Source organism: Shewanella sp. M16, from assembly GCF_018224605.1.
In the GTDB taxonomy this organism is placed as follows: domain Bacteria; phylum Pseudomonadota; class Gammaproteobacteria; order Enterobacterales; family Shewanellaceae; genus Shewanella; species Shewanella oncorhynchi.
The window spans coordinates 1-25210 of the sequence record NZ_JAGTUL010000034.1; the positions used below are offsets into that span (position 1 = coordinate 1).

General features: G+C 43.8%; 26 protein-coding genes. 14 read left to right on the plus strand and 12 right to left on the minus strand.

Annotation, left to right across the window (positions count from 1 at the left end):
- From KFE26_RS18540 to KFE26_RS18550, 3 genes are all read right to left on the minus strand, one after another.
- Nucleotides 1–1211, minus strand: a 1211-nt coding sequence (locus KFE26_RS18540; RefSeq protein ID WP_212601313.1) for a hypothetical protein, incomplete at its 3' end; no start/stop codon positions are given.
- 368 nt (nt 1212–1579) lie between these two features.
- Nucleotides 1580–1918: a hypothetical protein gene (locus tag KFE26_RS18545; protein ID WP_168827409.1), complete on the minus strand. Its 339-nt coding sequence runs from the start codon at nt 1916–1918 to the stop codon at nt 1580–1582.
- A 109-nt stretch (nt 1919–2027) separates the two neighbouring features.
- Complete coding sequence (locus tag KFE26_RS18550) at nt 2028–2489, minus strand: EVE domain-containing protein (protein WP_212601314.1); 462 nt, start codon at nt 2487–2489, stop codon at nt 2028–2030.
- 277 nt (nt 2490–2766) lie between these two features.
- On the opposite strand from KFE26_RS18550, the gene KFE26_RS18555 reads away from it, so the two are divergent.
- The 5 genes from KFE26_RS18555 (at nt 2767) to KFE26_RS18575 (ending at nt 8183) form a co-directional block, all read left to right on the plus strand.
- Nucleotides 2767–3147 carry a DUF6508 domain-containing protein gene (locus KFE26_RS18555; RefSeq protein WP_212601315.1) on the plus strand — a complete coding sequence of 127 codons (381 nt, stop codon included), beginning with the start codon at nt 2767–2769 and terminating at the stop codon, nt 3145–3147.
- A 139-nt stretch (nt 3148–3286) separates the two neighbouring features.
- Nucleotides 3287–4999, plus strand: coding sequence for an AMP-binding protein (locus KFE26_RS18560; protein ID WP_212601316.1), 1713 nt, complete (start codon nt 3287–3289; stop codon nt 4997–4999).
- Between the two features lie 344 nt (nt 5000–5343).
- The gene (locus KFE26_RS18565; RefSeq protein ID WP_212601317.1) at nt 5344–6090 is read left to right on the plus strand and encodes an ABC transporter substrate-binding protein; all 747 of its coding nucleotides are present in this window, start codon (nt 5344–5346) and stop codon (nt 6088–6090) included.
- Between the two features lie 165 nt (nt 6091–6255).
- Nucleotides 6256–7296, plus strand: a complete 1041-nt coding sequence (locus tag KFE26_RS18570) for a M14 family metallopeptidase (RefSeq protein ID WP_212601318.1) — start codon at nt 6256–6258, stop codon at nt 7294–7296.
- Nucleotides 7293–8183 carry an alpha/beta fold hydrolase gene (locus KFE26_RS18575; protein ID WP_212601319.1) on the plus strand — a complete coding sequence of 297 codons (891 nt, stop codon included), beginning with the start codon at nt 7293–7295 and terminating at the stop codon, nt 8181–8183. The genes KFE26_RS18570 and KFE26_RS18575 overlap by 4 nt, the downstream gene beginning before the upstream one ends.
- Nucleotides 8184–8218: 35 nt before the next feature.
- On the opposite strand, the gene KFE26_RS18580 is transcribed toward KFE26_RS18575, so the two are convergent.
- Nucleotides 8219–8626 carry a YccF domain-containing protein gene (locus tag KFE26_RS18580; RefSeq protein WP_028759602.1) on the minus strand — a complete coding sequence of 136 codons (408 nt, stop codon included), beginning with the start codon at nt 8624–8626 and terminating at the stop codon, nt 8219–8221.
- A gap of 267 nt (nt 8627–8893) precedes the next feature.
- Between KFE26_RS18580 and KFE26_RS18585 the strand changes: the two genes are divergently transcribed.
- The 4 genes from KFE26_RS18585 (at nt 8894) to KFE26_RS18600 (ending at nt 13446) form a co-directional block, all read left to right on the plus strand.
- Nucleotides 8894–9943: a pyridoxal-phosphate dependent enzyme gene (locus KFE26_RS18585; protein WP_212601320.1), complete on the plus strand. Its 1050-nt coding sequence runs from the start codon at nt 8894–8896 to the stop codon at nt 9941–9943.
- Nucleotides 9944–10004: 61 nt separating this feature from the next.
- Nucleotides 10005–10718, plus strand: a complete 714-nt coding sequence (locus tag KFE26_RS18590; RefSeq protein WP_131525016.1) for an NrtR DNA-binding winged helix domain-containing protein — start codon at nt 10005–10007, stop codon at nt 10716–10718.
- A gap of 357 nt (nt 10719–11075) precedes the next feature.
- Entirely contained in the window at nt 11076–11963 is an 888-nt protein-coding gene (gene prs / locus KFE26_RS18595) for a ribose-phosphate diphosphokinase (protein WP_212601321.1), read from the plus strand.
- Nucleotides 11964–11973: 10 nt separating this feature from the next.
- Nucleotides 11974–13446 carry a nicotinate phosphoribosyltransferase gene (locus tag KFE26_RS18600; protein ID WP_212601322.1) on the plus strand — a complete coding sequence of 491 codons (1473 nt, stop codon included), beginning with the start codon at nt 11974–11976 and terminating at the stop codon, nt 13444–13446.
- 157 nt (nt 13447–13603) lie between these two features.
- Here the strand turns inward: KFE26_RS18600 and KFE26_RS18605 are convergent, their stop codons facing one another.
- From KFE26_RS18605 to KFE26_RS18625, 5 genes are all read right to left on the minus strand, one after another.
- Entirely contained in the window at nt 13604–13864 is a 261-nt protein-coding gene (locus KFE26_RS18605; protein WP_011789018.1) for a hypothetical protein, read from the minus strand.
- Between the two features lie 300 nt (nt 13865–14164).
- The gene (locus tag KFE26_RS18610) at nt 14165–14338 is read right to left on the minus strand and encodes a hypothetical protein (protein WP_006082106.1); all 174 of its coding nucleotides are present in this window, start codon (nt 14336–14338) and stop codon (nt 14165–14167) included.
- Nucleotides 14339–15064: 726 nt separating this feature from the next.
- Nucleotides 15065–15787: a ChrR family anti-sigma-E factor gene (locus tag KFE26_RS18615; RefSeq protein ID WP_212601323.1), complete on the minus strand. Its 723-nt coding sequence runs from the start codon at nt 15785–15787 to the stop codon at nt 15065–15067.
- The gene (locus tag KFE26_RS18620; protein ID WP_028759609.1) at nt 15780–16442 is read right to left on the minus strand and encodes a sigma-70 family RNA polymerase sigma factor; all 663 of its coding nucleotides are present in this window, start codon (nt 16440–16442) and stop codon (nt 15780–15782) included. Before KFE26_RS18620 ends, KFE26_RS18615 begins: the two co-directional genes overlap by 8 nt.
- 145 nt (nt 16443–16587) lie before the next feature.
- On the minus strand, nt 16588–17139 hold the full coding sequence (locus tag KFE26_RS18625; RefSeq protein ID WP_028759610.1) for an LON peptidase substrate-binding domain-containing protein: 552 nt from the start codon (nt 17137–17139) through the stop codon (nt 16588–16590).
- A 101-nt stretch (nt 17140–17240) separates the two neighbouring features.
- On the opposite strand from KFE26_RS18625, the gene KFE26_RS18630 reads away from it, so the two are divergent.
- The gene (locus KFE26_RS18630; protein ID WP_212601324.1) at nt 17241–17855 is read left to right on the plus strand and encodes a class I SAM-dependent methyltransferase; all 615 of its coding nucleotides are present in this window, start codon (nt 17241–17243) and stop codon (nt 17853–17855) included.
- Nucleotides 17856–18087: 232 nt separating this feature from the next.
- Complete coding sequence (locus KFE26_RS18635) at nt 18088–19032, plus strand: chemotaxis protein CheV (RefSeq protein ID WP_105252200.1); 945 nt, start codon at nt 18088–18090, stop codon at nt 19030–19032.
- A gap of 184 nt (nt 19033–19216) precedes the next feature.
- Here the strand turns inward: KFE26_RS18635 and KFE26_RS18640 are convergent, their stop codons facing one another.
- Both KFE26_RS18640 and KFE26_RS18645 read right to left on the minus strand, forming a co-directional pair.
- The gene (locus tag KFE26_RS18640; RefSeq protein ID WP_212601325.1) at nt 19217–19858 is read right to left on the minus strand and encodes a hypothetical protein; all 642 of its coding nucleotides are present in this window, start codon (nt 19856–19858) and stop codon (nt 19217–19219) included.
- Between the two features lie 51 nt (nt 19859–19909).
- The gene (locus tag KFE26_RS18645; RefSeq protein WP_028759614.1) at nt 19910–20269 is read right to left on the minus strand and encodes a DUF2750 domain-containing protein; all 360 of its coding nucleotides are present in this window, start codon (nt 20267–20269) and stop codon (nt 19910–19912) included.
- A 419-nt stretch (nt 20270–20688) separates the two neighbouring features.
- Here KFE26_RS18645 and KFE26_RS18650 point away from each other — a divergent pair, with 419 nt between their 5' ends.
- Both KFE26_RS18650 and KFE26_RS18655 read left to right on the plus strand, forming a co-directional pair.
- Nucleotides 20689–21987, plus strand: coding sequence for a lytic murein transglycosylase (locus tag KFE26_RS18650; protein WP_212601326.1), 1299 nt, complete (start codon nt 20689–20691; stop codon nt 21985–21987).
- A gap of 120 nt (nt 21988–22107) precedes the next feature.
- Nucleotides 22108–22596, plus strand: coding sequence for a peptidylprolyl isomerase (locus KFE26_RS18655; RefSeq protein WP_105252202.1), 489 nt, complete (start codon nt 22108–22110; stop codon nt 22594–22596).
- 188 nt (nt 22597–22784) lie between these two features.
- On the opposite strand, the gene KFE26_RS18660 is transcribed toward KFE26_RS18655, so the two are convergent.
- Nucleotides 22785–24728, minus strand: coding sequence for a M1 family metallopeptidase (locus tag KFE26_RS18660; RefSeq protein WP_212601327.1), 1944 nt, complete (start codon nt 24726–24728; stop codon nt 22785–22787).
- Between the two features lie 254 nt (nt 24729–24982).
- Between KFE26_RS18660 and KFE26_RS18665 the strand changes: the two genes are divergently transcribed.
- Nucleotides 24983–25210 (plus strand): DUF3389 family protein, encoded by a 228-nt coding sequence (locus KFE26_RS18665; protein WP_106651841.1) that lies wholly within the window; start codon nt 24983–24985, stop codon nt 25208–25210.

A 25210-nucleotide genomic window follows, 5' to 3' on the forward strand; every position in this document is an offset into this window, starting at 1 on the left:
ATAAAATACATCATCAAATAGCCCGTGCCTAAGGCTAAAATCACCGCGACTACATTCTCCGTATACAGGCGGTAAGCGTAGAAAGTACCGACCAGTACTGCGATACCAGCAAGGCGAATAAGTAGACTTTGAGTAAAGTAGCCATGAGCTTTGATATAAGCAAGCTGGTAGCCATTGAGCATCATAAATATAAAAAACATGGAGAAATGCATTAATACTGGGGCCGCTTTAATGTATTGCTCGGGGAATAACCAAGCGACTAACGGCTTGCTCGCAAAGACCATAACGACAAAAAAAATACCGCTGATCCACAAAGAAACTTTTGTCAGCCATGACTTAATTTGTTGCACTTCGTCAAAGCGTTTTTCTCGTACGCACACTGCGACTTCGGGCAGCACAAAACGGTAGATGGGAAAGACAAAAAGCAGGGTGAGGTAAGTGATCATCGGCCGCACCACCACTTGGAAATCACCCAGTTCATCTATGCTGAAATAGGCAATAGTCAGCAGTACGGTGATGTAAATCATCAAGATACTGGCACCCGCTTCCATGGACGCCGTCAGGCTTTTCTTCATAAAACTGCGTAAACCCGTATCAAAATGCACTGCACTTAAGGGCGGAGTGGCAATATCTTTGCGCCGTTTTAAGTACATATATAAGGCAACGATGAGCGATGACAGTGTCATGCTGTAAAAGAGTGATGCAATGGCGGTTTGTTTTAAGCCATAGAAACATAATAAAAAGCTAGTCACTTGCGCGAGCGGCTCTAACCAAGTGACTCTATTGGAGATGGCATATAGCCGGTACATGGCAATTTGATTGGTAAAATAGACCTTGAGCCCCATACTCAGAATAATCCCAACCAATTGAAAATATTCTACATTAAGATGCAATTTGTGCTTGATATAGGGTAAAACTAAGCCCCATGTCAGTAATACCATAGCGATCAAGCTGTAGCGGAATATATTGGTGATATCCACATCTTGCTTGGTCTGGGAGTAGGTCACCACCATAGAGGAGCGAAATCCCGTCATTAGGATTAGCGACAGTGAGATAATGTCGATCACTGTGTGATAGAGCGCTAGATCGGCTTTGGCAACCCATTGTGCTAGCCAGAGTTTAAATAGAAATCCCACAGAAATACTGGCGAGTGATGCCCAGAACCCCGCAATAATTGCCTGCTTAACCCGTTGAAGTGAGGTGTTTTCCATTATCAAAAATCCAGCGTTAGTCTACGGTCATTATCGGGATGCTATGAATTCAATTAAGATTTTGCCTTAGCCGCATGAGTATTTTTAGGTGACACTTATCTTGTTCTGTTCGATATCTTTTCACCCTGCATGAGTCTAGCATTTAGCCAATTTACGACCAATAGCCAGATAGTAAAGATATGATAAATATCAATATGTTGCTTTATTGTAAGTTAGAACGTTATTGAATGAGGACTGGGGTGATAAATTGTCTTACAGACAACGTTTTTTGATAGATGAAAGCAGTATTAAGCAGTACTCAACGCCCAGATAAGCGCTGGGCGTAGTTGTAAAAGTGTCAGTTATAAATGCCATTTTGCCATGGGAAGTTAATCGGTAATGATATTGACGATATCGAGGATTTTACGGCTGTTATTATCGAGTTTGATTAGTGCACCTTCGACTTGAATGCTAATGATGCCATCTCTGTCTAAGGGCACTACGATGCGGCCGCGATCATAAATATCATGCTCAAGCACATCACCACGGTGGAGTTTTTTCTGCCAACCGGGTGGCAGTGGCTGACCTTGGTCAACTTTTTTCTGTAATCCCGGCGGTAGACTTTTATCCTTTTTGTGGTGCTCATGGTCATCTTTAGCAAAGGTTGAGATGGACATCGTTAAGCTGAGGACAAGTCCTGTGATTACCACTGAGGTCAATTTATTCATCTGTACTCCTAAGGGGCATTGAGTTGATGTTGTGTCCAATGCTGGATGTGGCCAACAATAGGCGATGCGAAATGAACTATAGCTGAACGTTCTAGCTCAAGAGTGCTTTCTAGCGGGTTAACATGAGTACAGCTTGCCATTGTTCGGCGGTCACAGGTTGGATACTGAGTCTTGACCCCTTAGCCACTAAATACATGTCCGCCAGTTGGGGTAAACTTTTTATCAAACTTAAGGGAATAATCTCGTTAAATTTTTCGACAAAGCGGATATCCACTCGCAGCCATCTTGGTTTGGTTGGATCTGACTTAGGGTCGAAATACTTCGATTCTGGATCGAAGGCCGTGCTGTCGGGATACGCATTGGTCACAACTTCAGCGATACCGACAATACCGGGCACTTTGCAGCTTGAATGGTAAAAAAATACCTTGTCGCCAATCTGCATCTCATCGCGCATAAAGTTACGCGCCTGATAGTTACGGATCCCATGCCAAGCTTCAGTTTGGTTAGGGCAAGCCTTAAGATCATCTATGCTGAATTCGTCGGGTTCCGATTTCATAAGCCAGTAGTTCATCTTGTTTCCTTTACTCATAGTTGCCGTTAAGCGCTTCAATACCGCTGAGTTTATCTGAATTTTGTCGAATACCCCAGTTCGTCACCCATATCAAATATTGTGAGTTTGATTAAGTTTCCGTTCAGATAAGGTGGCTTAGCCTGTTGACAGCAATCTTATTTGGTATGCCTTATGCAAATTCGTGTTTATAAGGCAAAGCGTCAAATTCGATCTCGGTTTGTGACTGGTGTCGTACAAGTTGTGGCAGCAGAGGCAACCAAAACCTGTGAGGTGTGTTATGGGGACTTCAACAATGACATCCGATTGTGGCTTATACACTAAATATCTTAAGGATTTTACGGCGGGTGATGTGATATTAAGTCATGAGCGAATGCTGGAATTTATTAATGACCTGACAACGCAAGGTTGGTTATTGGCTAATTTCACTTGGGACTATTGGTATAACAACAGTTACTTAGTCGATAAACCAGCCTATATTCGTGATGCGAGCATCGCACAATGTAAGTTGCTGTTGACGGCCATGACGCGACTCGAGGTTTTTAGCCCCGGCGTGTTAGAAAATATGCGTCGCCAAGGGGTGTTACTGGCTATTGTTGAGCGGTTACAAAGCTTAAAAGTGCCTAAGTCGAGTACTCATTTTGAGTTTATCAGCCGTTAGCACTGGGCTTTAATGGATTGTTATCTAATCGTTTGTCTTACTCTTTAGTCTAATAAAGTGCTTTTTTACTTGTGACATGATCCGTGGATTGGTTAGTTTGGACCTCGCTAACCATAATAATAAATGCACGGAGGCCTTAATGTCAGTTCCTACAAGCCAAGTTATAAGCCCGCTCAATGTTAGCGAGTTTAGAGGCGAGTCATCACCGAAACTCGTTGAGAAAACCATAGGTCAATATCTTGATGAGATTGCGGCAACGTATCCCGACCAATTAGCTGTCGTCGTACACCATCAACATATCCGCTGGAATTACCGCCAATATCTTGCCCAAATCGATGCGCTCGCCACTGGACTCTTAAAACTCGGCATTAAGTCTGGTGATAGGGTTGGGATTTGGTCGCCTAACAATATCGAGTGGTGTTTAACTCAATATGCGACCGCTAAAATTGGCGCCATCATGGTGTGTATTAATCCTGCGTATCGTCCTGAAGAGTTGCAATACGCGCTGAGTAACGTGGGTTGTCGCGCGGTAATTTGTGCTGATAAGTTTAAATCCAGCAATTATCTTGAGATGCTATATGAATTGGCGCCTGAGCTAACTTTTTGCCCAGCGGGTAAATTACAAGCTAAAGCCGTACCTGAGCTTGAATTTGTGATCCGTATGGGCGCAGAGAAATCCGTCGGTATGTTGAATTTTGATGACTTGATCGTTGATGTGACCGCCGCTGACAGGATAATGCTCAAGAGTATTGCTAAGGAATTAAGCCCGTACGATGCGATTAATATCCAGTTTACCTCTGGCACGACGGGCAGCCCGAAAGGTGCGACCTTATCCCATCATAACATATTGAATAATGGCTATTTAGTCGCAGAGGCGATGAAGTTTACCTGTCACGATAAACTCTGTATTCCAGTGCCTTTATACCATTGTTTTGGCATGGTACTCGGCAGTTTAGTCTGCTTAGCCAAAGGCGCAACTGCTGTGTTCCCCGGAGAATCCTTCGATCCACTGACGACATTGCAAGTGATTGAGCAAGAGCGTTGCACTGCTTTGCATGGCGTACCGACCATGTTTATTGCCGAGTTGGAACACCCAGAGTTTGCTCGTTTTGATTTGAGTTCCTTACGTACCGGTGTGATGGCGGGGGCAACTTGTCCTGAAGAAGTGATGCGACGTGTACAAAACCTGATGTATATGAAGGAAGTACTGATTGGTTATGGTCAGACAGAATGCAGTCCGCTCAATCACATTACTGAAATCGACTCACCCGTAGAGAAACGCGTTCTCACCGTTGGCCGTGCTTTACCCCATACCGAAGTGAAAATTGTCGATGAATTTGGCGAAGTGCTGCCAATTAATCAACCCGGCGAAGTCTGTAGTCGTGGTTATTGCATTATGCAGTGTTATTGGAATGATCCTGAGAAAACGGCGGCAACCATAGACAGTCAAGGTTGGCTACATTCGGGCGATATTGGCCAAATGGATGAGCAAGGTTATGTGCAAATTGTGGGGCGCATTAAAGATATGATTATTCGTGGCGGCGAGAATATTTATCCCCGTGAGATTGAAGAGAAACTTTACACCCATAAAGATGTGCAGGATGCGGCGGTCTTTGGCGTTCAAAGCGATAAATACGGCGAGGAGGTGTGTGCTTGGATTAAAGTCCGCTCAGGCTCCGCGATTACAGAGGCAGATATTCGTCATTTTCTCACCGAGAAATTCGCCTACTTTAAAGTGCCGCGTTATATCAAGTTTGTGGATCAGTATCCAATGACAGTGACGGGAAAAATTCAGAAATTCAAAATGCGCGAGCTGATGTATCAAGAGTTATATGAAGATATTAATGCTTAAGTGATGTGATTTTGCGAGTGTGCTTTTTTGACTTCCAAGCCGCGCAATGCGGCTTGAATTTTATTCTATCTAGCTATTTCGGTTAGCAGATAAACGAACAAGCTAATTGGCTAATGAAAAAGTTGGCGAGTCATACCATCAAGTCAAGCTGCATGTTGAGTTAGCTTTTGCTGCTAATGTCGTTATTCTAATTGTAACAAAACTTCACTTCCCCGCTGTGGCTTGATGGCTATACTAAAACTAGTCATAAAATCTAACCAGTCATAAAATCTCGGCAGATAAAAACGAAAGCGTTAAGTTGTCGATGATGTAGTCGTAAATCCATGTAGGCAAAGGAGTACTAAATGGTTCGATGGCGTTCAATGCTCCTTGTGTATTGTCTTTCCTTTATGGGATTGAGCGTAGCTAAAGCGGATACCTTAATGCTCACTTCTTTACTTTGGCCGCCTTATTCAGGAGAGCAATTAACGGAGCAGGGTGCCAGTATTGCCGTGGTACGGGCGGCGCTGAACGTTATGGGACATCAGTTAAAAGTGGATTTTTATCCGTGGAGCCGCGCTGTCAAACTTACGACTATGCCGAACTCTGACTACATAGGTTATTTTCCTGAATACTATGTAGAAACTGAAAAGTTTATTTTTTCAAAACCGATTGGCGAAAGTCCATTGGGGCTGGTGGAGCAAAAGTCCCATCCAGTAAGTTGGAATTATATTGAAGATCTTAATCGCTATACCTTAGGTGTGGTGAAAGATTATGTGAATACTCAGGCCTTAGATCGCATGATCGTTTCCGGTGTACAGCGGACTGAAGCTGTGACTTCGGATGAGCATAATGTCAAAAAAGTTGCCGCAGGTCGGATTGATGCCGCGGTGATTGATGTCAACGTTTTGCACTATTTACTCAAGCAAAAGCCCTTACAGCCGCTGGCGACAAAGTTGCAAATCAATCGGCAAATTTTGGCGAATAAGCAGCTCTATATCGCGTTTCGTAATACAGAAGAGGGACGGCGTTGGCGAGATATTGTTGACCAAGGTTTAGCGCAGGTTGACGTAGAAACCATCATTGGAGAGCTACTTTATCGTGAAGACTAATGTAGGGTTTTAGGATAGCTTATTCTTTGTTTTACTCGCTATTTTTCCGCCTATTTCCCCGTAAAGTCACTTCTGATATGCAGTTTGTCATCATTTTGTCTTTGTTCACTATTAGTATCACTTTAACGGCATGAGTTGTTCTCTCATTTTATTGATTAAGGTGACATGAAGAAACTTCCTTTTGAGCTTCCATTTGAGTTAGATACGCTGCAGCAACTCATTGATACTCATCATCTTAAGTTGGATTATCAGATCCTTGCCGACATTCCATTCCGCCAAGAGCATTTCCCCCTTTACAGTGTTGAGTTAGGTGGTACAGATGCGCCTTGTCCGACAGTGCTCTTTGTGGGTGGCGTGCATGGGGTTGAACGTATTGGATCTCAAGTTATTTTGGCATTGTTAAACAGTTTATTGCAGCGGCTTGTTTGGGATAAACATCTACAACAGATGTTAACGGGTCTGCGGTTAGCTTTTGTACCTGTAGTGAATCCTGTTGGGTTATTCATGGGAACGCGGGGCAATGGTAATCAAGTGGATTTGATGCGTAACGCTCCGATAGAATCCCGTGAAAAAGTGTCCTTTATGGTGGGAGGACAGCGTATATCGTCACGGCTGCCCTGGTATCGCGGTATTGGGGGAATGGAGCTGGAAACTGCGGGCTTAGTTGCCTATGTACAACAACTGTTGAGTCGCAGCACAAGTTTGATTTCGCTCGATGCCCACTCGGGATTTGGCTTGAGTGATCATATCTGGTTCCCCTACGCCCATACCCGTACCGCCTTCGAAAATGCCAATTATATTTTTCATCTAAAACAATTATTTGAACAGAGTTATCCCCATCACGGCCATTATCGGTTGGCGCCGCAGAGCCAGTTTTATCGCACTCATGGTGATATTTGGGATTATCTCTATCGCCAGCACCAAGTGGCTGATCCTTCTGCTCAGGTGCCATTTTTACCTTTGACATTAGAGATGGGATCTTGGGCATGGATAAAGAAGAATCCTAGACAAATATTTAATTTTGCTGGCTTTTTTAATCCACAAAAAACACATCGTCACCACAGGATTTTACGCAGGCATACAGTACTCATGCAATTTATGATGGAAGCGGCCTATGCCCAATCGTTAGAGCAGTTAACACCTGAACGTTTGGCTGAGCTGACAGAGTGCGCACGGCATTATTGGTATCGGGAGTCTCAGTCATGACCACTTGGGTGTTATTAAGGGGATTAATGCGTGATCAGCGCCATTGGAATGGTTTCGATCAGCGTCTGCGACAAAAGGGATTGCGAGTGCTGACACTGGATCTTCCGGGCAATGGGACGCTATCCCACGAATTAAGTCCGCTTAAGATTGCCGATTATGCCCATGCCGTGTGGCAGCAATTGGATGAGCAGGTACAGGAAGGGGAGACTATTTATCTCCTCGGCTTGTCTATGGGCGGTATGTTGGCGCTGGAAATGGCATGCCAGCGACCTTGGCAGATAAGGCATGTCTTTGTATTAAACAGCAGTGCGGCTAATTTATCGTCTTGGTATCAAAGATTTAACCCGCTGAATACATTGAAGGCTTTTTTCATGCGGGCTCGGGGTAACGCTTTACATCCAATCGAGTCGACTATAGTGCGTTTAACCAGTTTTCGTCATCGGCGAGACCGAGATTTAATTGTCAAGTGGAGTGAGTTTCGCCGCGATACCACACCAAGTCGACGCAATGTATGGCGACAACTTTGGGCGGCTTTTCAATACCAATGTCCATTGACAGTGGAAGTGCCGATAACTGTGCTCTGCGGTGACCGTGATGCGCTGGTCAGTATGGCATCGAGTAAGGCGTTAGCACGGCATTTTGACACCGATTTGATTGTACTCGCGTATTGTGGTCACGATGCTGCTATAGATGCACCCGCAAAACTGGCGCATTATCTGTTGGACATTGTGGGGGCGACTAAGCCGCAAGTGCAGTTTTCTGCGGATAGTGAGCCTGCCAATACTCAATATGATTGCAACGATTTATTGGAGGAAGAAATAGCCTTAAACGAAGTGATATTTGTTGTATGGGATGACAAAGCGCTATCCACTCTTGAAACCAAATAATCGAGAGTGAATAGCGCAGTTAACACATTGTCTTATTAAGCTTTAGCCACTACGGTTTGGCCTATCGGTGTGAGGCTGAGTAAAGCTAACTTAAGATGCTGTATCCCAAAGGGAATACCGATAATCGTCACAAAACAAGCTAAGGCGTGGACCAAATGCCCTATGGCTAACCAGATCCCAAACAGTAAGAACCAAATGATATTTCCTACCATGCCTAATGCACCTGTGCCCAAGTCTTCACGTCCAGTTAAGTGGCGACGGTTCATTTGTTCTTGGCCGAAGGGCCAAAAGGTCATTTCGCCGATAACAAAACAGGCGCGGCCGAAGGGAATACCAATGATACTGATAAAACACAGGATACCTGCGAGCCACCAAGCGAGTCCCATTACAAATCCGCCGAGTACAAACCAAGCTATGTTGAATATTAAGCGTAATACAGCCATTGAAAGCTCCTTATGTTTACCCTGTTAGCCTTTATCGTTAGCTTCGATAAATTGAATATATGTCAATGTCTAAGCGATAACTATGCCAACTATTTAAATTATGCATAATCAATGGGTTAATTATATGTATTCGAGATTCATGTGTCATTTTCACTAGTTTTTCGCCAAATTGATAATTTCTTAAGGGCGTAACAGGAAGGGCGGAGTTACACTAGCCTTCCCTTAACTGGTTTAAAAACCAGAGAATTTAATCGTTTGAGTAGCTTGATGTTTGCAAATTCCCCTGTTGATACATTTGCCTTTGCTGGCAGAGACATTTTCCTAAAACGTGATGATTTACTGCATCCGGCGTTTAGTGGCAATAAAGCTCGCAAATTCGGCTATTTTTTAGATCATGAGTTTGCAGGCATCAGCAAGGTGATAGGTCACGGCTCGCCATTAGCTAACTCACTGTATTCATTGTCAGAATTAGCAAAGATGAAAGGCTGGCAGTGTGATTTTTATGTAGATCATATTGCCAGTCAAGTGGTTAAACATCCCACGGGCAATTACGCTGCCGCTTTAGCGAATGGCGCTAATATTATCGATTTAAGTGTGTTAATAGCACAAAAGCAGGCGTGCACTCAGTCGCAATCTGAACCTCACGTTTTGTCAAATCTTAATGCTAGGCCTGACCCTACAGCGCAAGTGGGCGATATGCGACTGAGTTGCCAAGATTATATCGAGGCTCAAGTACTCGTGAATGAGCCGACGGCGCTTTTTATTCCTGAGGGGGGTCGTTGTGCTTACGCTGAATACGGGGTAAATAGATTGGCGCAAGAGATAGTACAGTTTGCGAAGGCGAATGGATTGGTTGATTTAACGGTGTTTTTACCTTCGGGGACGGGAACGACAGCGTTATTTTTAAATCAGTATTTTATCCGTCAGCAAACGGATATTCGCGTCGTGACTTGTGCCGTTGTCGGTGGCGATGATTATTTGCGCTTGCAATTTTCGTTGCTTAATACCAATACCAGTGAGCATCCACAGATTGTTAATGTCGGCAAGAAATATCATTTTGGTAAACTTTATCCGGAATTTTATGCCATGTGGCAGCGGGTCTGCGCCTCAGGCGTGCAGTTTGAATTACTCTACGATCCCTTAGGTTTTATTGTGCTTGAAGATTATTTACAACGTAGTGAACCAGGTCATGTGATGTATTTGCATCAAGGCGGATTATTGGGGAACGAGACCATGTTGCCGCGTTATCAGCGTAAATTTGGCCAAAGTAGCTATGCCCACGGTGCCAGATATTTACTTAGTGACGCTAAGACATAATGTGTTTGAAGCTGTGTCATGCCTAAGTTAAGCTTATGACATTGAATGATGGGGAATACTCATGACTGAAGCGGAATATCTTGCCAATTACGATCCTAAGGTTTTTAAGGCTCAGCTACTGACAGTAGATGCTGTATTGTTTACCTATCACGATCAGCAGCTTAAAGTACTCCTAGTACAACGCTCAAATCATCCATTTTTAGGTTTATGGGGATTACCTGGAGGGTTTATCGATGAAAATTGCGATCAATCCCTTGAGCAAACTGTATTACGTAAACTGCATGAGAAAACCGCGGTAGTGCCACCTTATATTGAGCAGCTATGCACTGTGGGTAATCGTGGTCGCGATGTAAGAGGCTGGTCTGTGACTGTGTGTTATACCGCCTTGATGAGTTATCAAGCTTGCCAAATTCAGATTGATTCAGTGAGTGATGTTAAGTGGTGGCCATTAGCAGATGTGTTGCAGATGCCCTTGGCGTTTGATCATCTGCAGTTAATTGAGCAAGCGCGGGAACGCTTAACACAAAAAGCCTTATATTCTTTAGTGCCAGGATTTGCACTGTCTGAACCTTTTACCTTGCCAGAACTGCAGCATGTACATGAGGTTTTACTGGGCAAGCCTATCCAAGGTAAATCTTTTCGTCGGCGGGTTGAACAGGCCGATTTATTGATCGATACCGGATTAAAGCGCACCGAACGGGGTCGTCCTGCTAATTTATACCGCTTGAAACCCAATACCGCATCGTATCGCTTCTTAAGAAATTTAGAATGTTGATCACAGTGAATGTGGATTTAAGCCAGATATTCGCCTTGCTCAATATGAGTTACGGCGACTGCTTATGCCTTATTCATGGTGACTTTGAATCAGTAAAGGCTGTTTAATTACTGATTTTGCCTTAATGTCTCCGGTTCTTGTATTACTCGATACCCATGTTGTGGCTTCTTAGTTGTCGCGCCTATCAATCGTGTCTAAAGGACACTATATGCCATTTAAGCATAACATTTCAGGTTGCTCCGTCTGAAATAGTCTAAAAATCAACTTTACACAATAATGTCTTTAAGACACTATTCTTCATGTAGACAACAAGAGCGCCGTCAATTTCGGCAATCTTGCCACAGACAGGAGGTTACTATGTCTCAACGTATTCAGACGTCTCAAGATGCTTCTCACGCTCAACGCTTGCAAGCCGATTTTTATCGGTTACCCGCAGCTAGCGATGAGACTCACTACCGTTTATTTCAATTTGGTGCGGGGGAAAACCATGTTCAACTACTTGTTCCTCCTGCTAAACGAGTAACGATCTTTTTCAGTTATCGGGGCGATCATTCCATCATGCAGCTCTTGTTGTTAACTGATGCATTGCGTCGCAGTGGGGCCGAGCAAATTGATCTGTTACTGCCTTATATGCCGGGCGCTCGCCAAGATAGAGTCTGTAATGTGGGCGAGGCCTTATCGGTAAAAGTCTATGCTAGCCTGATTAATCAGCAGCAATATGCTTCGGTCACTGTATTTGACCCTCACAGCGATGTCACCGCCGCATTGTTAGACAGAGTTCAGGTTATAGACAATCACAGCTTTGTCGCCGCTATCACTGCCCAATTATCGGGTGAGCTAGTGTTAGTCTCGCCCGATGCGGGGGCGAATAAAAAAGTATTCGGCTTAGCTAAAGCGTTACAGGGAATGCCGGTGATCAGGGCCGATAAACATCGTGATGTGGTCAATGGGCATATTATCGCTACCGAAGTGTTCTGTGATGACTTATCGGGTAAAACCTGCTTAATCGTTGACGACATTTGCGCTGGTGGCAGAACCTTTATTGAACTTGCCATCAAATTAAAGCAAAAGGGGGCCCAAAGCGTTATTTTGATCGTGTCACATTATGAAGATAAGGCCAGCGAGTTGGTACTGCGAGAGGCGGGCATAGACAGATTATTTTGTACCGATAGTTTAGGTGTCCCCACACATATTTCGAGCGAGTTCTGTGATTGCCATGCTGTTTTGAGTTATATGAATCATTAAGGAAAATATTATGTACTTGAATCCCGTTACCGCCATTGATGGCTATAAAGTCGACCACCGTCGTCAATATCCCGATAATACTCAAGTGATTTTTAGTAACTTGACCGCCCGTAAATCCCGTCGTGGTTATACAGACCAAATGGTGTTTTTTGGCTTGCAGTATTTTATCAAGCATTACTTAATTGACAGTTGGAACCGTGATTTCTTTCAACAACCCAAAGATCAGGTCATTCGCCAATTCTCCCGCCGTATCAATAACTATCTCGGGCCAAATAATGTCGGTACTCAGCATATTGAGGAGTTGCATGATTTAGGTTCTTTACCAATAAAAATCATGGCTTTACCTGAAGGCTCAGTGTATCCACTAAAAGTGCCTTGCTTGGTTTTATACAATACCGATGAGCGGTTCTTTTGGTTGACCAATTACCTCGAAACCATCCTTTCCGCGAATGTGTGGGGTATGTGTACCAGTGCCACTACCGCGCTGCAATACCGCAAAATATTTGAGACTTACGCGCTAGAAACCGATGGTGACATCGCATTTGTTGATTGGCAGGGCCATGATTTTAGTTTCCGCGGCATGTATGGTGCAGAGGCTGCGATCATGAGCGGCGCCGCCCATTTACTCAGTTTTACGGGTACAGATACCATTCCCGCGATTGATTTTCTTGAGCAATATTACCGTGCCGATAGTGATAATGAACTCGTTGGCGGCAGTGTGGCCGCAACGGAGCACAGTGTGATGTGTGCAGGTGGCATGGAGAATGAATTAGAAACGTTCCGCCGTTTGATTGAAGATATTTACCCAACGGGCATTGTCAGCATTGTTTCAGATTCTTGGGATTTTTGGCAGGTGATGACAGAATTCACCTTAGCGTTAAAAGACCGCATTCTTGCCCGCGATGGCAAAGTGGTGTTTAGGCCTGATACGGGTTGCCCTGTGAAAATCATTTGTGGCGATCCACAAGCACCAATCGGGAGTCCTGAATATAAAGGCGCTATTGAGTGTCTGTGGGACGTCTTTGGGGGTAGCACAACTGCCAAAGGTTACAAAGCGCTGAATAGCCATGTTGGACTGATTTATGGCGATTCAATCACCATAGAACGGGCTGAAGCCATTTGTGCTGGCTTAAAGGCTAAAGGTTTTGCGTCAACTAATATTGTGTTTGGAATTGGCAGTTTTACCTATCAACACGTGACCCGAGATACTGACGGTTATGCCGTGAAAGCGACCTTTGCGAAAGTTGATGGTAAAGACAGAGAAATATTTAAAGATCCTAAAACAGATGATGGCACTAAAAAATCCGCTAAGGGTTTAGTGGCGGTATTTAAAGATGAGCAGGGTCAATTTTATCTTAAAGATCAAGCCAGCTGGCAAGATGTCAACAATTGCGAGTTTGTCCCCGTATTTGCCGATGGTGAACTATTAACGGAATATTCTTTGGCAGATATTCGCGCAAGGTTGGCAGAGTCTAGAAGTTGAGCCTATCGATTTGTGATTTTTAACGGCTATCGACAATAGCGAAGATAAAACTGGCAATGTGATTTCTATTAGGGTCATATTGTCAGTTAAGTTTTGAATTTATTTTAAGTCACGTAAGTAAAACGCCCCATAAATAGTCAAATGCAAATACAAGCGATTAAGACAGTAACTGGTTCCGTTTAAGAATTTTATAGGTACGACGGCCAATGTTTTCGAGGTTTTTTAAATCTTTTAGGCTAGGCGTCACCTCACTAAATTGCCAATAACTGATTTCGGCATCTAACATTTCCAGCATTTTCTTCGAACAACCTAAACATTGTCCCTGGCACAGTTGTGCTTCTTCTAAATTGAGTGGAATAGTCTCTTTGATCTGGTTTATCAAGGTTTGCATGGCAATTTGAGTATTGGGTTTTGGCATAGATGATGTGCTGAACAGTATTCATGTGTATGAATATTAGCGGATGCTGCAATGGAAAGAGGTGATCTAACGCTGGATTTGACTCATTTGGTTCGGCAGGTATCTGTGTGAGAGAGATACAGCCTGAACCAAATGTGCTCGTCATAATGACGTAAAAAAGGATAGCGTGTTTGTGACATTCGGCTATCAGTCTACTTAAGTGCTCGGTACTGCGAAGATAATGGAAACCGATTAAATACACTTGAGTAAACGGGTACTGCGGTATTAATTTTTAACTTATCGTTTTACTTACTTTTTGACTTATTTGTTCGCGGACAATAACCATTTCATAAAGCTGATGGCTTCTGTACGTTTAGAAAAAGTCTGTCTGTTTTTACCTTGACGATCGGTAAAAGCAATTGAGGTTTTATTTACTGAGATTGAATCTACAGGGAAGTTCACTGTAATTTCATGTCCATTAATTTTGTATGACATATGCCACACTCCTTTTTGTTAATTCACCCATAGGTGAGATAGTTGTAACTATAAAATATCCTTAGCAATTGTGCGAAAGATTCGTTCTATTGAGTATCGAGGTTACCCCATCTTTGATTCATTAATCAAGAGATGCTTAATCGATAAATATTTCATGTTGTCGATTACGTCAATGGAATAACTCGATTCAACCAGTTGACCATAGCTTAATGACAATACTATGACAACAAGGAGAACGGTAAGTTCACAGACATAACCACATGATTTTAGTGATATCGAATGATTGAGCTTATGGGGTTTTGCTTGTAGTAGGCTTTCTTTATGAGGACCGAACTCTGATTGCTAAATATCAGGCTGGGTTAAAAAGGTAAACAACAAGGTGTATCTCAAAACGACGTGCATTATATCAATAAAAATGGCTTATGCAAGTTTAATTTTTATTCGATGTCATTATTTATTTGCTAATGTTGAATTAAAGTGTATTTTTCGTGGCTATTTACTTGATTTAAAGAGGAATAGTCAGGTCTGTTTATAGGTTGGTTTTTATTTTTGTGGTAATTGACTAAGGTTAATATTGCCGTTTTATAGGTAAATGTTATAAAAAATCCCACTAAAATAGGTCATTTTAATGGGATTAATCATAGTCATTTATGTAATGGAATTATTAAACTGAATTTATAAATGAATCTATGCGTTTGCTCTTGTTTAAAAACTCAGTCAAAAGGTTTAATAAATCAGTTCACCTATGGGATTGAGTAGCTTACTCAGACCTTTGGTAAAATGCAGCGGTGCATCTAATACTGTGTAGCATAAGCAACCGTTAATGGTTTTCGGTGAGTGATGATGTTGGCCGTCAAGCACGATAAAATCACCTGGCACATAGTCACCATTAAGATCGGAAAACTCTCCGGCTAGCAATAGTGTTAGTTCATAACCTTTATGGGTATGTTGGGGGATTTCACCTTGGGCATCTATATGCAATAGGCTAGCGCGGGTGTTCGTTTCGTCGACATCAAAACGCATGCGACTGACTTTGCCTAATATTTGCCATGGACGGGCCAAATGCTGACGAAACACCGATGGCACAGTGTAATGCTGTTGCTTTATGTCGACATCGATAGGGGCGTTATTAGGCACATTTGTCGCTGCCGGTTGAGTCATGATTTGCGCCATCATAGCGTCAATGTCCAATGCCGATTCTTGATTGCCGCCTGAGTGTTGCACCTCAACATACTCTCTGTGCATCAACTCTTCGCCCGTATCATTTGCAGCATGACCGCCATCAGGATTTAATGCTAAATTTGCAGCTTGTTCTGTGAATAGGGCAAGCTGCTCACGACAAGCCTCACATAGGTCGCAGTGTGCGGATATTGCTATCGCCATTGATAAAGGTAAGTTCCCATTGGCATGGCTGACGAGTAATTCTTGTTGGGGATGATGCTTAATCATTGTGTGTCTCCAAGAAGCTTTTCAACTTTTCTAGCCCTAATCTTAAACGGGACTTTATGGTCCCTATCGGTACCTTTAGGGCATCGGCTAGCTCTTGTTGAGTGAGTTCTTGCATGTAAATGCCTTGCACAACTTGTCTTTGTGCTATTGGAAGGGCATCAAGATGTTGGAGTAATTTAGCCGTCAACTTGTGATCAGTGAGTGTGTCTTGAGCCATGGTCGCATCACACAGCGGCCAAATATCATCACCGAAAGTATCTTCTCTATTGTGTTGTACCCGTCTAAGCATATCGAAACATTGATTACGCATAATGGTAAACACCCAAGTTGTCACTGACCCTTTTTCTGCATTATATAGATGAGCCTTAGTCCAAACGCTGGTCATGGTTTCTTGTACTAAATCCATCGCCAACCCTTGTTGATTCAGTCTTTGTAAACCAAAGGCTCGGATCTTGGGCATGAAATGCTGGAATAAGTGACCAAAGGCGGCTCTGTCTCGGTTGTCTGCTACTTGTAGCATAAACGTGATTAAAGCATCCGCTTGAGGCTCGCAGGTTTGGGAAGCTGGAATTTCGTTATCCATAGCCGAATTAGTCAGAGACGTGATTGGGACATGATACCGAGTTTGCCTGCTTTGTGATTGAATATTTTCCATTATTTTCGCTCTTATCCCAGTCGTGAGTGCTGAGTGTGATATCAGTAACGACAAAATTGAGAAGTGTGTTGCACTTCGGAGCCCAGTTTTGCTGTCAAACTTTCAATCAATACGAAGTGGCTTAAATAAAGGATCATTCACAGTATTATTTAATGACGGCCCGCAATAGATCTCGGGTCATAATATGATCTAAGGCATTAATGCAGGTGTACTTTTCGGATGCTTGTACGGGTAATATTTCTAGCCAGCGCTGGCAGACCCAAGCGATATCATCGAACTGTTCTGTTTGATAGTGCTTGAGATGTTGCGGATATTCCTTAAGAATGTTTTGTAACATTTGACTCAAGTAACGTTCATCGGTCGCAATACGTACAGCAGGCCAATTGTCGATTAAACTGACGTCTCCGCGCTTTAAACCATCAGCTTCGACACTGATTTTATCAAGTTTAAAGCGTTTTGAACCTTGAATACTGATCCCTAATAGTCCGTCTGGTAAGGTTTCAAAATCAATAATATGCACTAAGGTGCCTATGGGCTGAATGGTTTTACCATCTTCTTCAAGCATACATAAGCCAAAGCCTTGGCCTGACTTTAATGATTCGGCGACCAAGCGCTTATATCTAGGTTCAAATACCCGCAGTTGTGTGTAACCTTCGGGCAATAAACAAATAGGTAATGGAAAAAGAGGTAATTTCATCGTGGCCTCTGGTGAACTTATGTTCTTATCATTACGTACCATAATGGCAGTTCGATCAGTAAAATTATTCAACAGTAGTTTACCCATAGTGAGAGGATGGCATGAAATTAAATCCATTTGAGAAAAAGATCGTTCAGCATCCATTACGTTTTTGGCTACAAAATCATCTCGAAGCGCCCTTATTGACCTCTATGATGCCAAAACCTATGGCTTTGTGCGAACGCGCATTAGAAATAGGTTGTGGGTTTGGTAACGGTATTCAGTTGATCCGCGAACATTTTGGCGCGGGACATATCACGGCAGTGGATATCGATCCTGAAATGGTTGCCTCCGCACAATCCCGTTGGCAATCTCGGCCGCAAGGGTTAAAAGGGCTGAGTTTCTCGGTTGCTGATGCAACATGTTTACCCTTTGCCGATGGCGAGTTTGATATGGTGTTTGATTTTGCCGTATTCCACCATATTCCAGAGTGGCAAGCGGCCATTAAGGAAGTTGCAAGGGTGCTGAAACCGAACGGATACTTTGTGATAGAGGATTTATATCGTGCCGCAATTTGTAATCCATTGAGCCGACGCTTATTTGAGCATCCACAGCAGAATCGCTTTAATCATAGTGAGTTGTTAATGGTATTGCGCCAGCTGGGATTTGAGATTGTCCGCGATAGAAATGCCTTTAATCTTGCGGGTATGGTGCTCGCCCAGAAAATATTGCGTTAACACTAAGACCAAATATTAGCAATGTCGCGTATTATCTGAAGATATCAGCTTAGGGATATAGATATCTGAGATGCGCTAAACGAAGTTTATGGCCGAACTTTGCGAGAGTGGTTGTAATTTTTAGATAAAATAGACTCTCGGCATGGTTCTTCATGGGAGTTTACCGCTATAATTTGAGCTAATCCGTCGCATGTGGGGAAAGGATTTTCCTCAAGAGTAGAGAAGCAGCATTATGGCAAACGTACTTGCAACCGTAGATCAGCGTACCAAACTCGTTGGTGAGAACCGACTTGAGTTGTTGCTCTTTAGCATTAATTCCACGCAGTTATTTGCCATTAACGTCTTTAAAGTCAAAGAAGTTGTCAAGCTTCCTCCCTTGAATGCGATGCCGGGTAGTCATCCGCATATTTCTGGTGTTGCTAATATTCGCGGAATTTCTATCCCCGTGATTGATTTACGTTCGGCCATAGGGTTTAAGCCCGTGCCGCCTAACGAAGATGCCAATATGATCATCACAGAATATAACCGTAGTGTGCAGGGTTTCTTAGTCGGTAAGGTTGAACACATTATCAACATGACTTGGAGCGATATTATGCCACCGCCGAAAACGGCTGGGCGTAATAATTATCTAACGGCAATTACTCGCATAGAGCATCAAGGTCAGTCGCAGTTAGTGTCTATTATCGACGTAGAAAAAGTCTTGGCGGAGATCATTCACTACGATATCCGTTTATCTGAAGGTGTACTCGACGAAACCTTAGTCCATGAAATGCCAGGCAGAAAAATCCTGATTGTGGATGATTCATCGACCGCCAGACGTCAAGTGCGTGAAACGTTAGGCCAACTGGGTATCGAAATTATTGAGGCATCTGATGGCTTACAAGCGCTGACGTTATTGCAGAAATGGCGTGATGAAGGTAAACAAGTTGCCAAAGAATTATTGATGATGATTACCGATGCCGAAATGCCCGAAATGGACGGTTATAAGCTCACTTCTGAAGTGCGTAGCGATAAAGCTATGTCGGATTTATTCATCACCTTAAATACTTCGTTGAGTGGCAGTTTTAACCATGCCATGGTTGAAAAAGTGGGCTGTGATAAGTTTATTTCTAAGTTCCAACCGGATTTGCTGGTGGAAGTGGTGCAAGAAAGATTAAGACAAGTGATCAATCACTGATCGCATTTTGAGATTCGAACTATCGGTGATTGACCTTGAGTCGATCATCGGTAGGTTTAGTATTTTTAAGGAACGCTTTAATAACAGTTTTTAATACGGTCTTTGAATCACATTCTTTCAACTGCTACCTTTTCAACTGCTTTTCTGCGAACATCTACCGACCAACTACCTGTAACTCGCTCGATTATAACGCTAATTCGGCTGCTACATCGTGTAATACTTGGCGCTTCATTTCTTTGGCGGCGGCGATATGGATACGGGCGAGCCTTAAGGCATAGTTGAATCTTGATCGACCGACGAGGCGCACAAGTTCGGCAAAAAACTGTGGATCTAAGGTGAATTGTGTCGAGTAGTACTGAATTGCGGCCTTGACTGAATTAAAAGTCACGCCATCGAATTCAAAACCTGCGTTATAACCTTGGTCGTCAATTTCTTCGCCCTCTAATACCAGTGGCCAACCGGGCGCATTGATACGGTCGCGGGCAATTTGGTACATCATCCAAGCACTTTTTTTAAAACCTTCAAACACTTTGCAGGAGAATTCGGACTCAGCAAGCTCTTCTTCGGTCCAATTAATCCCAATGGCGAGGTGTTTCGCATAAATACGCATTAGTGCATCTTTGACGGCCATACGACAATCCCAAATGGAGCTAAGAGTATGTTGTTTGGCTAATCGCAAACATTCGCTGCAGGCGGGCACAGCTAACGAAGAATGTGGTGTATGTGTGTGTGCAATATATTCGAAGTGTTGATGGCTCGGTTCGCCACAAAACCAGCAAGTATGGCGTTTGTCGAAGGGAATATCGATAAGCGGAATAGCAGACATCAAGGAATGAGCACCTCAGTCCTTGATGCCATCAATGGCATACTGAAGCGATTAAACTTCTTCAACATCAACCAAATCTTTTGCTAAAACAATCGGATCAAGTTCAAGACAATCTTCATCGGTTTGCCAATCAACACCGATTAATACACCATCGTCGTTTAGATCTGAGACCCAATATTCTAGAAATTCTTCTAATGAAATAGAAACGGGTTGATAGTCGTGCCATTCGTCGCTGCAATGGGATTTTGCAGTAGCTTCATTTGACCATAATGGCATCACATCTGTGTCTTCAAATTCTGAAGAATCACAAACGACCCAGCCTTCGCCAGTTTCATCCATTAGACCCCAAAGCGTCTGATGTTGTTTTACATTTTTGATAAAGCCAGCCAAAGCCGCATTGATTTCAGTCATGATAGGTCTCTTTGATGTGTGCTGTTAACTCATCCATTATACGGTAACGTGCTGCGATACCAAGGGATTCTTTGTTAAGATTTTTTTTGTGTTGGATAACTGAGCAATAAGCCTATGCCGCAAGGTATTTATGGCGATAAGGATTGTGTTACGTGTCACTATGGGTCAGGATTATTGGTAATGAGTCGCCTTGGTACAGGCTGTTTTACTGACTAAATGTGGCTCAGATAGGGGCTTTACGTGGCGGAGAAACATGTCTTCTATGCTTTTGGCCGTTAAAGGTGTTTTGGATTCTAACCTTTAACTTGTTATGCCAAGGCGAATATCTCTCTAGGGCAATTCCCTCTTGAAGATGGAATATTGTCGTGTTTAGCCACAACAGTGTGATTGTTGTGAGATCAAATATTGGAGTTGTTGATTTGATTAAAATTAAAGGGTTAACTTATCTATTTGCGAGTATTGCCGCCTGTGTCAGTCTGAGTGCCTGTTCAAGTGCGCCAACGGCGAGTGCTAACGCAACCAGCTCTAACGCAAGTGGCATTGCTGCTGAAGTCAATCAAATGCCCGATATCAGTGCTAGCGTACAATCTAATGCAGAGGCGTTTCCAATGTGCTTGACTGGACTGCAAGCGCGGGCACGTGCAGAAGGCCTGTCTGAGGCGACGATAAACTCTACCATTGCGAACTTGAAATTTGTCCCTCGAGTGATAGAGCTGGACCAACAGCAACCCGAATTCAGCCAGACATTTGATAATTATTTCAGTAAGCGCGCGACCGAATGGCGCGTCAATGAAGGCCGCCGTTTACTGCAAAAGCACAGTGTCTTACTTAATCAATTAGCGCAAAAATACGGCGTTCCGCCGCAATATATCTTGTCTTTTTGGGGACTGGAAACGAACTACGGTTCCTATAAAGGCAAAATGTCGGTATTGAATTCGCTGGCGACTTTGGCCTGTGAGCCACGCCGTAGCAATTATTTCACCATAGAGCTGATGCAAGCCTTAAAACTGAAAGAAAAGTATCAGTTCGATGATGACACTATGGTGGGATCATGGGCAGGTGCTATGGGACATACGCAATTTATGCCTTCTGCGTATGCCAAATATGCGGTCGATGACGATGGCGATGGTAAGGCCGATTTATGGAATAGCACCACAGATGCGCTCACTTCTGCCGCGAATTTTTTGCAGCACTTAGGTTGGCAGCGTAATCAGCGTTGGGGGCGTGAAGTCTTGTTGCCAAAGGATTTTAGTTACAGTCATTTAGGTGCGAAACAGCCCTTGTCGTTATCGGAATGGGCAGCGCTCAATGTAACGCAGTCGAATGGGCAACCTTTGCCTGCCGTCGATATTCAAGCTGCGCTGTATTTGCCTGCGGGACACACAGGCCCAGCCTTTTTAGGTTATGAGAATTTTAATGTGATCATGCGTTGGAATCGCTCCGAATTTTATGCCATTACGGTTGGGCACTTAGCCGATCGTATTAATGGTGGACAACCCTTGACAGTCAGTCCGCCTGAGCAACCACGCTTAAGTCGCGAGCAAGTTAAGCAACTGCAAACAAAACTGAACGAGGCTGGATTTGATGTTGGTAAGCCTGATGGCGTGTTGGGACGTAACTCTATGGCAGGGTTGCAAGCCTTTCAACGTAGCAAACAGATGATTGCCGATGGCTTCCCAAGCCCAGAGGTGTTTACCGCTTTAGGACTGTCACTGTAGCCAAAGAGCGCTCGCTACGGGTTTTGAGTGCTTTGAGGCCGGATAAAAAAGTGGAGTGAAAAGCGCAGTTTTGTTAAGCTCGGCCCACAATTGAAATCGAAGAAAATCAAAGGATATTCGATGAGCATTAAAGACGATATGGTTGTGCAGTTTAACTACACACTGCGCGACGAGAAAGGTGAAGTGATCGAGACGAACGAAGGTCGCGATCCGATTGCCTATTTACACGGTCATGACAACATGATGCCAGGTGTAGAAAACGCGATAAACGGTAAAGCCATAGGTGAAAAGTTCACTGTGACCTTGCCTGCCGCTGAAACCTACGGTGAGCGTGTAGCGGATGCTGACGCACACCAACGTGTGTCAGTTAAGCATTTACTGGGTGCGACTGTGTGGAAACCAGGCATGACAGCAGTGGTTAATACCGACCAAGGTCAGCGCCAAGTGACTATCGTTAAAATGGGTAAGTTTATGGCGACTGTGGATGTAAACCATCCATTAGCCGGCCGCGAACTGACATTTGATATTGAAGTCGTAGGTGCCCGTGATGCGAGTGATGAAGAAATCGCCCACGGTCATGCCCATGGTGCAGGTGGTCATCACCACTAATCTTTAGGTTTCGGCTTCGAACTTGGCTTTTATCTGACTCAATGTGAGTGGAGTATAAGTTCAGTATGAGTTGAATGAATCGAGGCTAAAGATTAAATAGCAAAAGCCCAAACCTAGGTTTGGGCTTTTTGTTTTTATGGTGCTAATGGCTTAATGATTGTCGCAACCGCTAATGGCTCTTTATCTCGCTAATGGCTATGTTCATGCTCGAGTGGTTTGTCGGCAAACATCATATCTAGGCTTGCTTGGGTTTGGGGATGGTAGCCGCTGTGAGCCTTGAGATAGACACTCTTGGCCCAGTCGTATTTATCAGAGCTTGCTAGCTTTTGATATAAAGGCACGATTAAGCGCATGCGGCCAATATGGGTTAAGTGTTGTTTTAATGCGGGTAGTACTGCGTAATAGCCGTTGTCTAGGGCGAGTGAATACCATGCGAAAGCAATTTCACTGTTGCCAGTGCCCGTAAAATGGAACGCCTTATCTAGCTCGGCAAGTTTGGTTTGATCTAGATTGATCCTTGGCATTTCATTGATGAATCTTAACCACTGGTGGACTGTCCAAGTGCTGGTTTTCAACTCGCTTGCACTGAGTTTACCCTCGAGCCAAGTTTGTCTTTGAGCATCAATATCATCGAAGGCATGGGAATTAGGCGGCACAAGAAATGACGGTAAACCTTGACCTTCAATCCAAGTATCCACTTCGCCTTCACTGACAAGATGGGGATATTTGTTTAATAGATTCAAAGATAAATATTCACGGAATTGCGCCGTAGTAATACTCTGAAATGCAAAATGATCGAAGTAGCTTTTTACAAAAGTGTCGAAGCGTTCACGGCCAAATTTTTGCTCTAAAAATATTAAGAACAACTGGCCTTTTACATAAGGGACACCGCTGAAGGCTTCGTCGGGCGAACGTTTACCGAGATTGAGATGTAGCACTGAATCGGCAGGAGTAAGTTCTGCAAGCTCGGCAAGCAATTCAGAGTAGCCGATGGTTTGCTCCATCAGCGCTCGGTCACGACCATAGAGATCTTCCATGATGCGGTTCTCAACATAGGTCGTAAAACCTTCATTAAGCCAGAGATCGCGCCAAGTGGCGTTGGTCACTAAATTACCCGACCACGAGTGCGCAAGTTCGTGGGCGATGAGGCTCACTAAGCTTTTATCACCCGCGATCACTGTGGGTGTAATAAAAGACAAACGCGGGTTTTCCATGCCGCCAAAGGGGAAACTTGGTGGCAAGATAAGTAAGTCATAACGTCCCCAAGGGTAATCGCCATAACGTTTAGCCGCGATTTTGATCATTTCTGGCGTGTCGGCAAATTCTTTGCTCGCTTTGTCGAGGATCTCTGGCTCAGCCCAAATGCCCGAGATGTTATCTAAGGGAGCAAACTTTAAATGTCCGGCCGCAATGGCAATCAAATAAGCTGGAATAGCCTGCGGCATAGTGAATTGGGTCTGCGTGCTCGACAGGGTTTTGCGATCGGCACTCATGACCACAGTTATGGCTTTATCGGCAGTAATTATTGCGCTATAGGTTTGGCGAACGGCTGGCGTATCTTGCAGTGGGATCCAACTGCGGGCGTGAATCGCCTGACTCTGACTGAACATAAAAGGCAACTGTTTACCTTGGGTTTGCTCAGGGGTTAACCATTGAATACCAGACGGATTATTCGACGTGTGATAATTGATTTTGACCTTTTGACTATTTTCATCAGCAAGTTTGATGGTTAGCGCGGCACCTTTTACAGCGTCCGCTTTGGCTAACGTGAATGGCATGCTTTGCCATTTCCCCGCTGTATTTAAAGCACTTACGCTGTTAATCGTCAGATCTCGAGTATCTAAGATGAGTTCTTTCCCCGCCTTATGCCAAGCTAAATCGAGGGTGGCTTCACCGGATAAGCGGTTTTGCTTAAAATCAACTACAAGGGCTAGTTCCAAATGACTCACGCTGACTTCAGTGTAATTGGCGTAGGTCAGTGCATCTTGGTTCTGCTGCGTATCAGCTTGTACAACAGTGGCAGTAGGCTCAGTGGTTAAGGTATTTGGAGTGCTATTGGCATAAGCGCAGGGAATTAGTTGGAGGGCAAAGACTAGGGTGCTGCAAAGGACGGTTCGACGAAGTGAAAGCATTATTTATAGTAGCCTAATGATGAAGTATGTTAGTTCGAGTTTGGGGCGATAAGACCATCAATTCAGCTTGGTTTTCTGTTAACCCACTCTATATAGCGCAAAAGTTTACCTGATAATTCACTGGATTTGTTATCTCACTGTTAGCTCAAATGTAATCAAACTTTAATGGCTTGGATGCTGGTCAGGAAATGCCATCGGTAAAAGAGCACAAGTTTGCTATGATGACGGCGTTTTCACATAGGGCGGTTATCAAAATGGTGTTAGATTTTTCGCAGGGTAAGTTAATCGTTACTGAGTTCGAGGTTCAAGTGCGCCTCAACGTTGCCAGCATCGTACTGCAAGCGAGTGCTGAGGATATCGGCTTGAGACGTCAGCCTCCTATGCTGATCGCCGATGGTGGCGGTGTACGTTGGAGCTTAGTATTGGACTCAAATACTCAGTTACGTGCGATTCAAGATGTGCTGGGCATGGATGCTGAATAA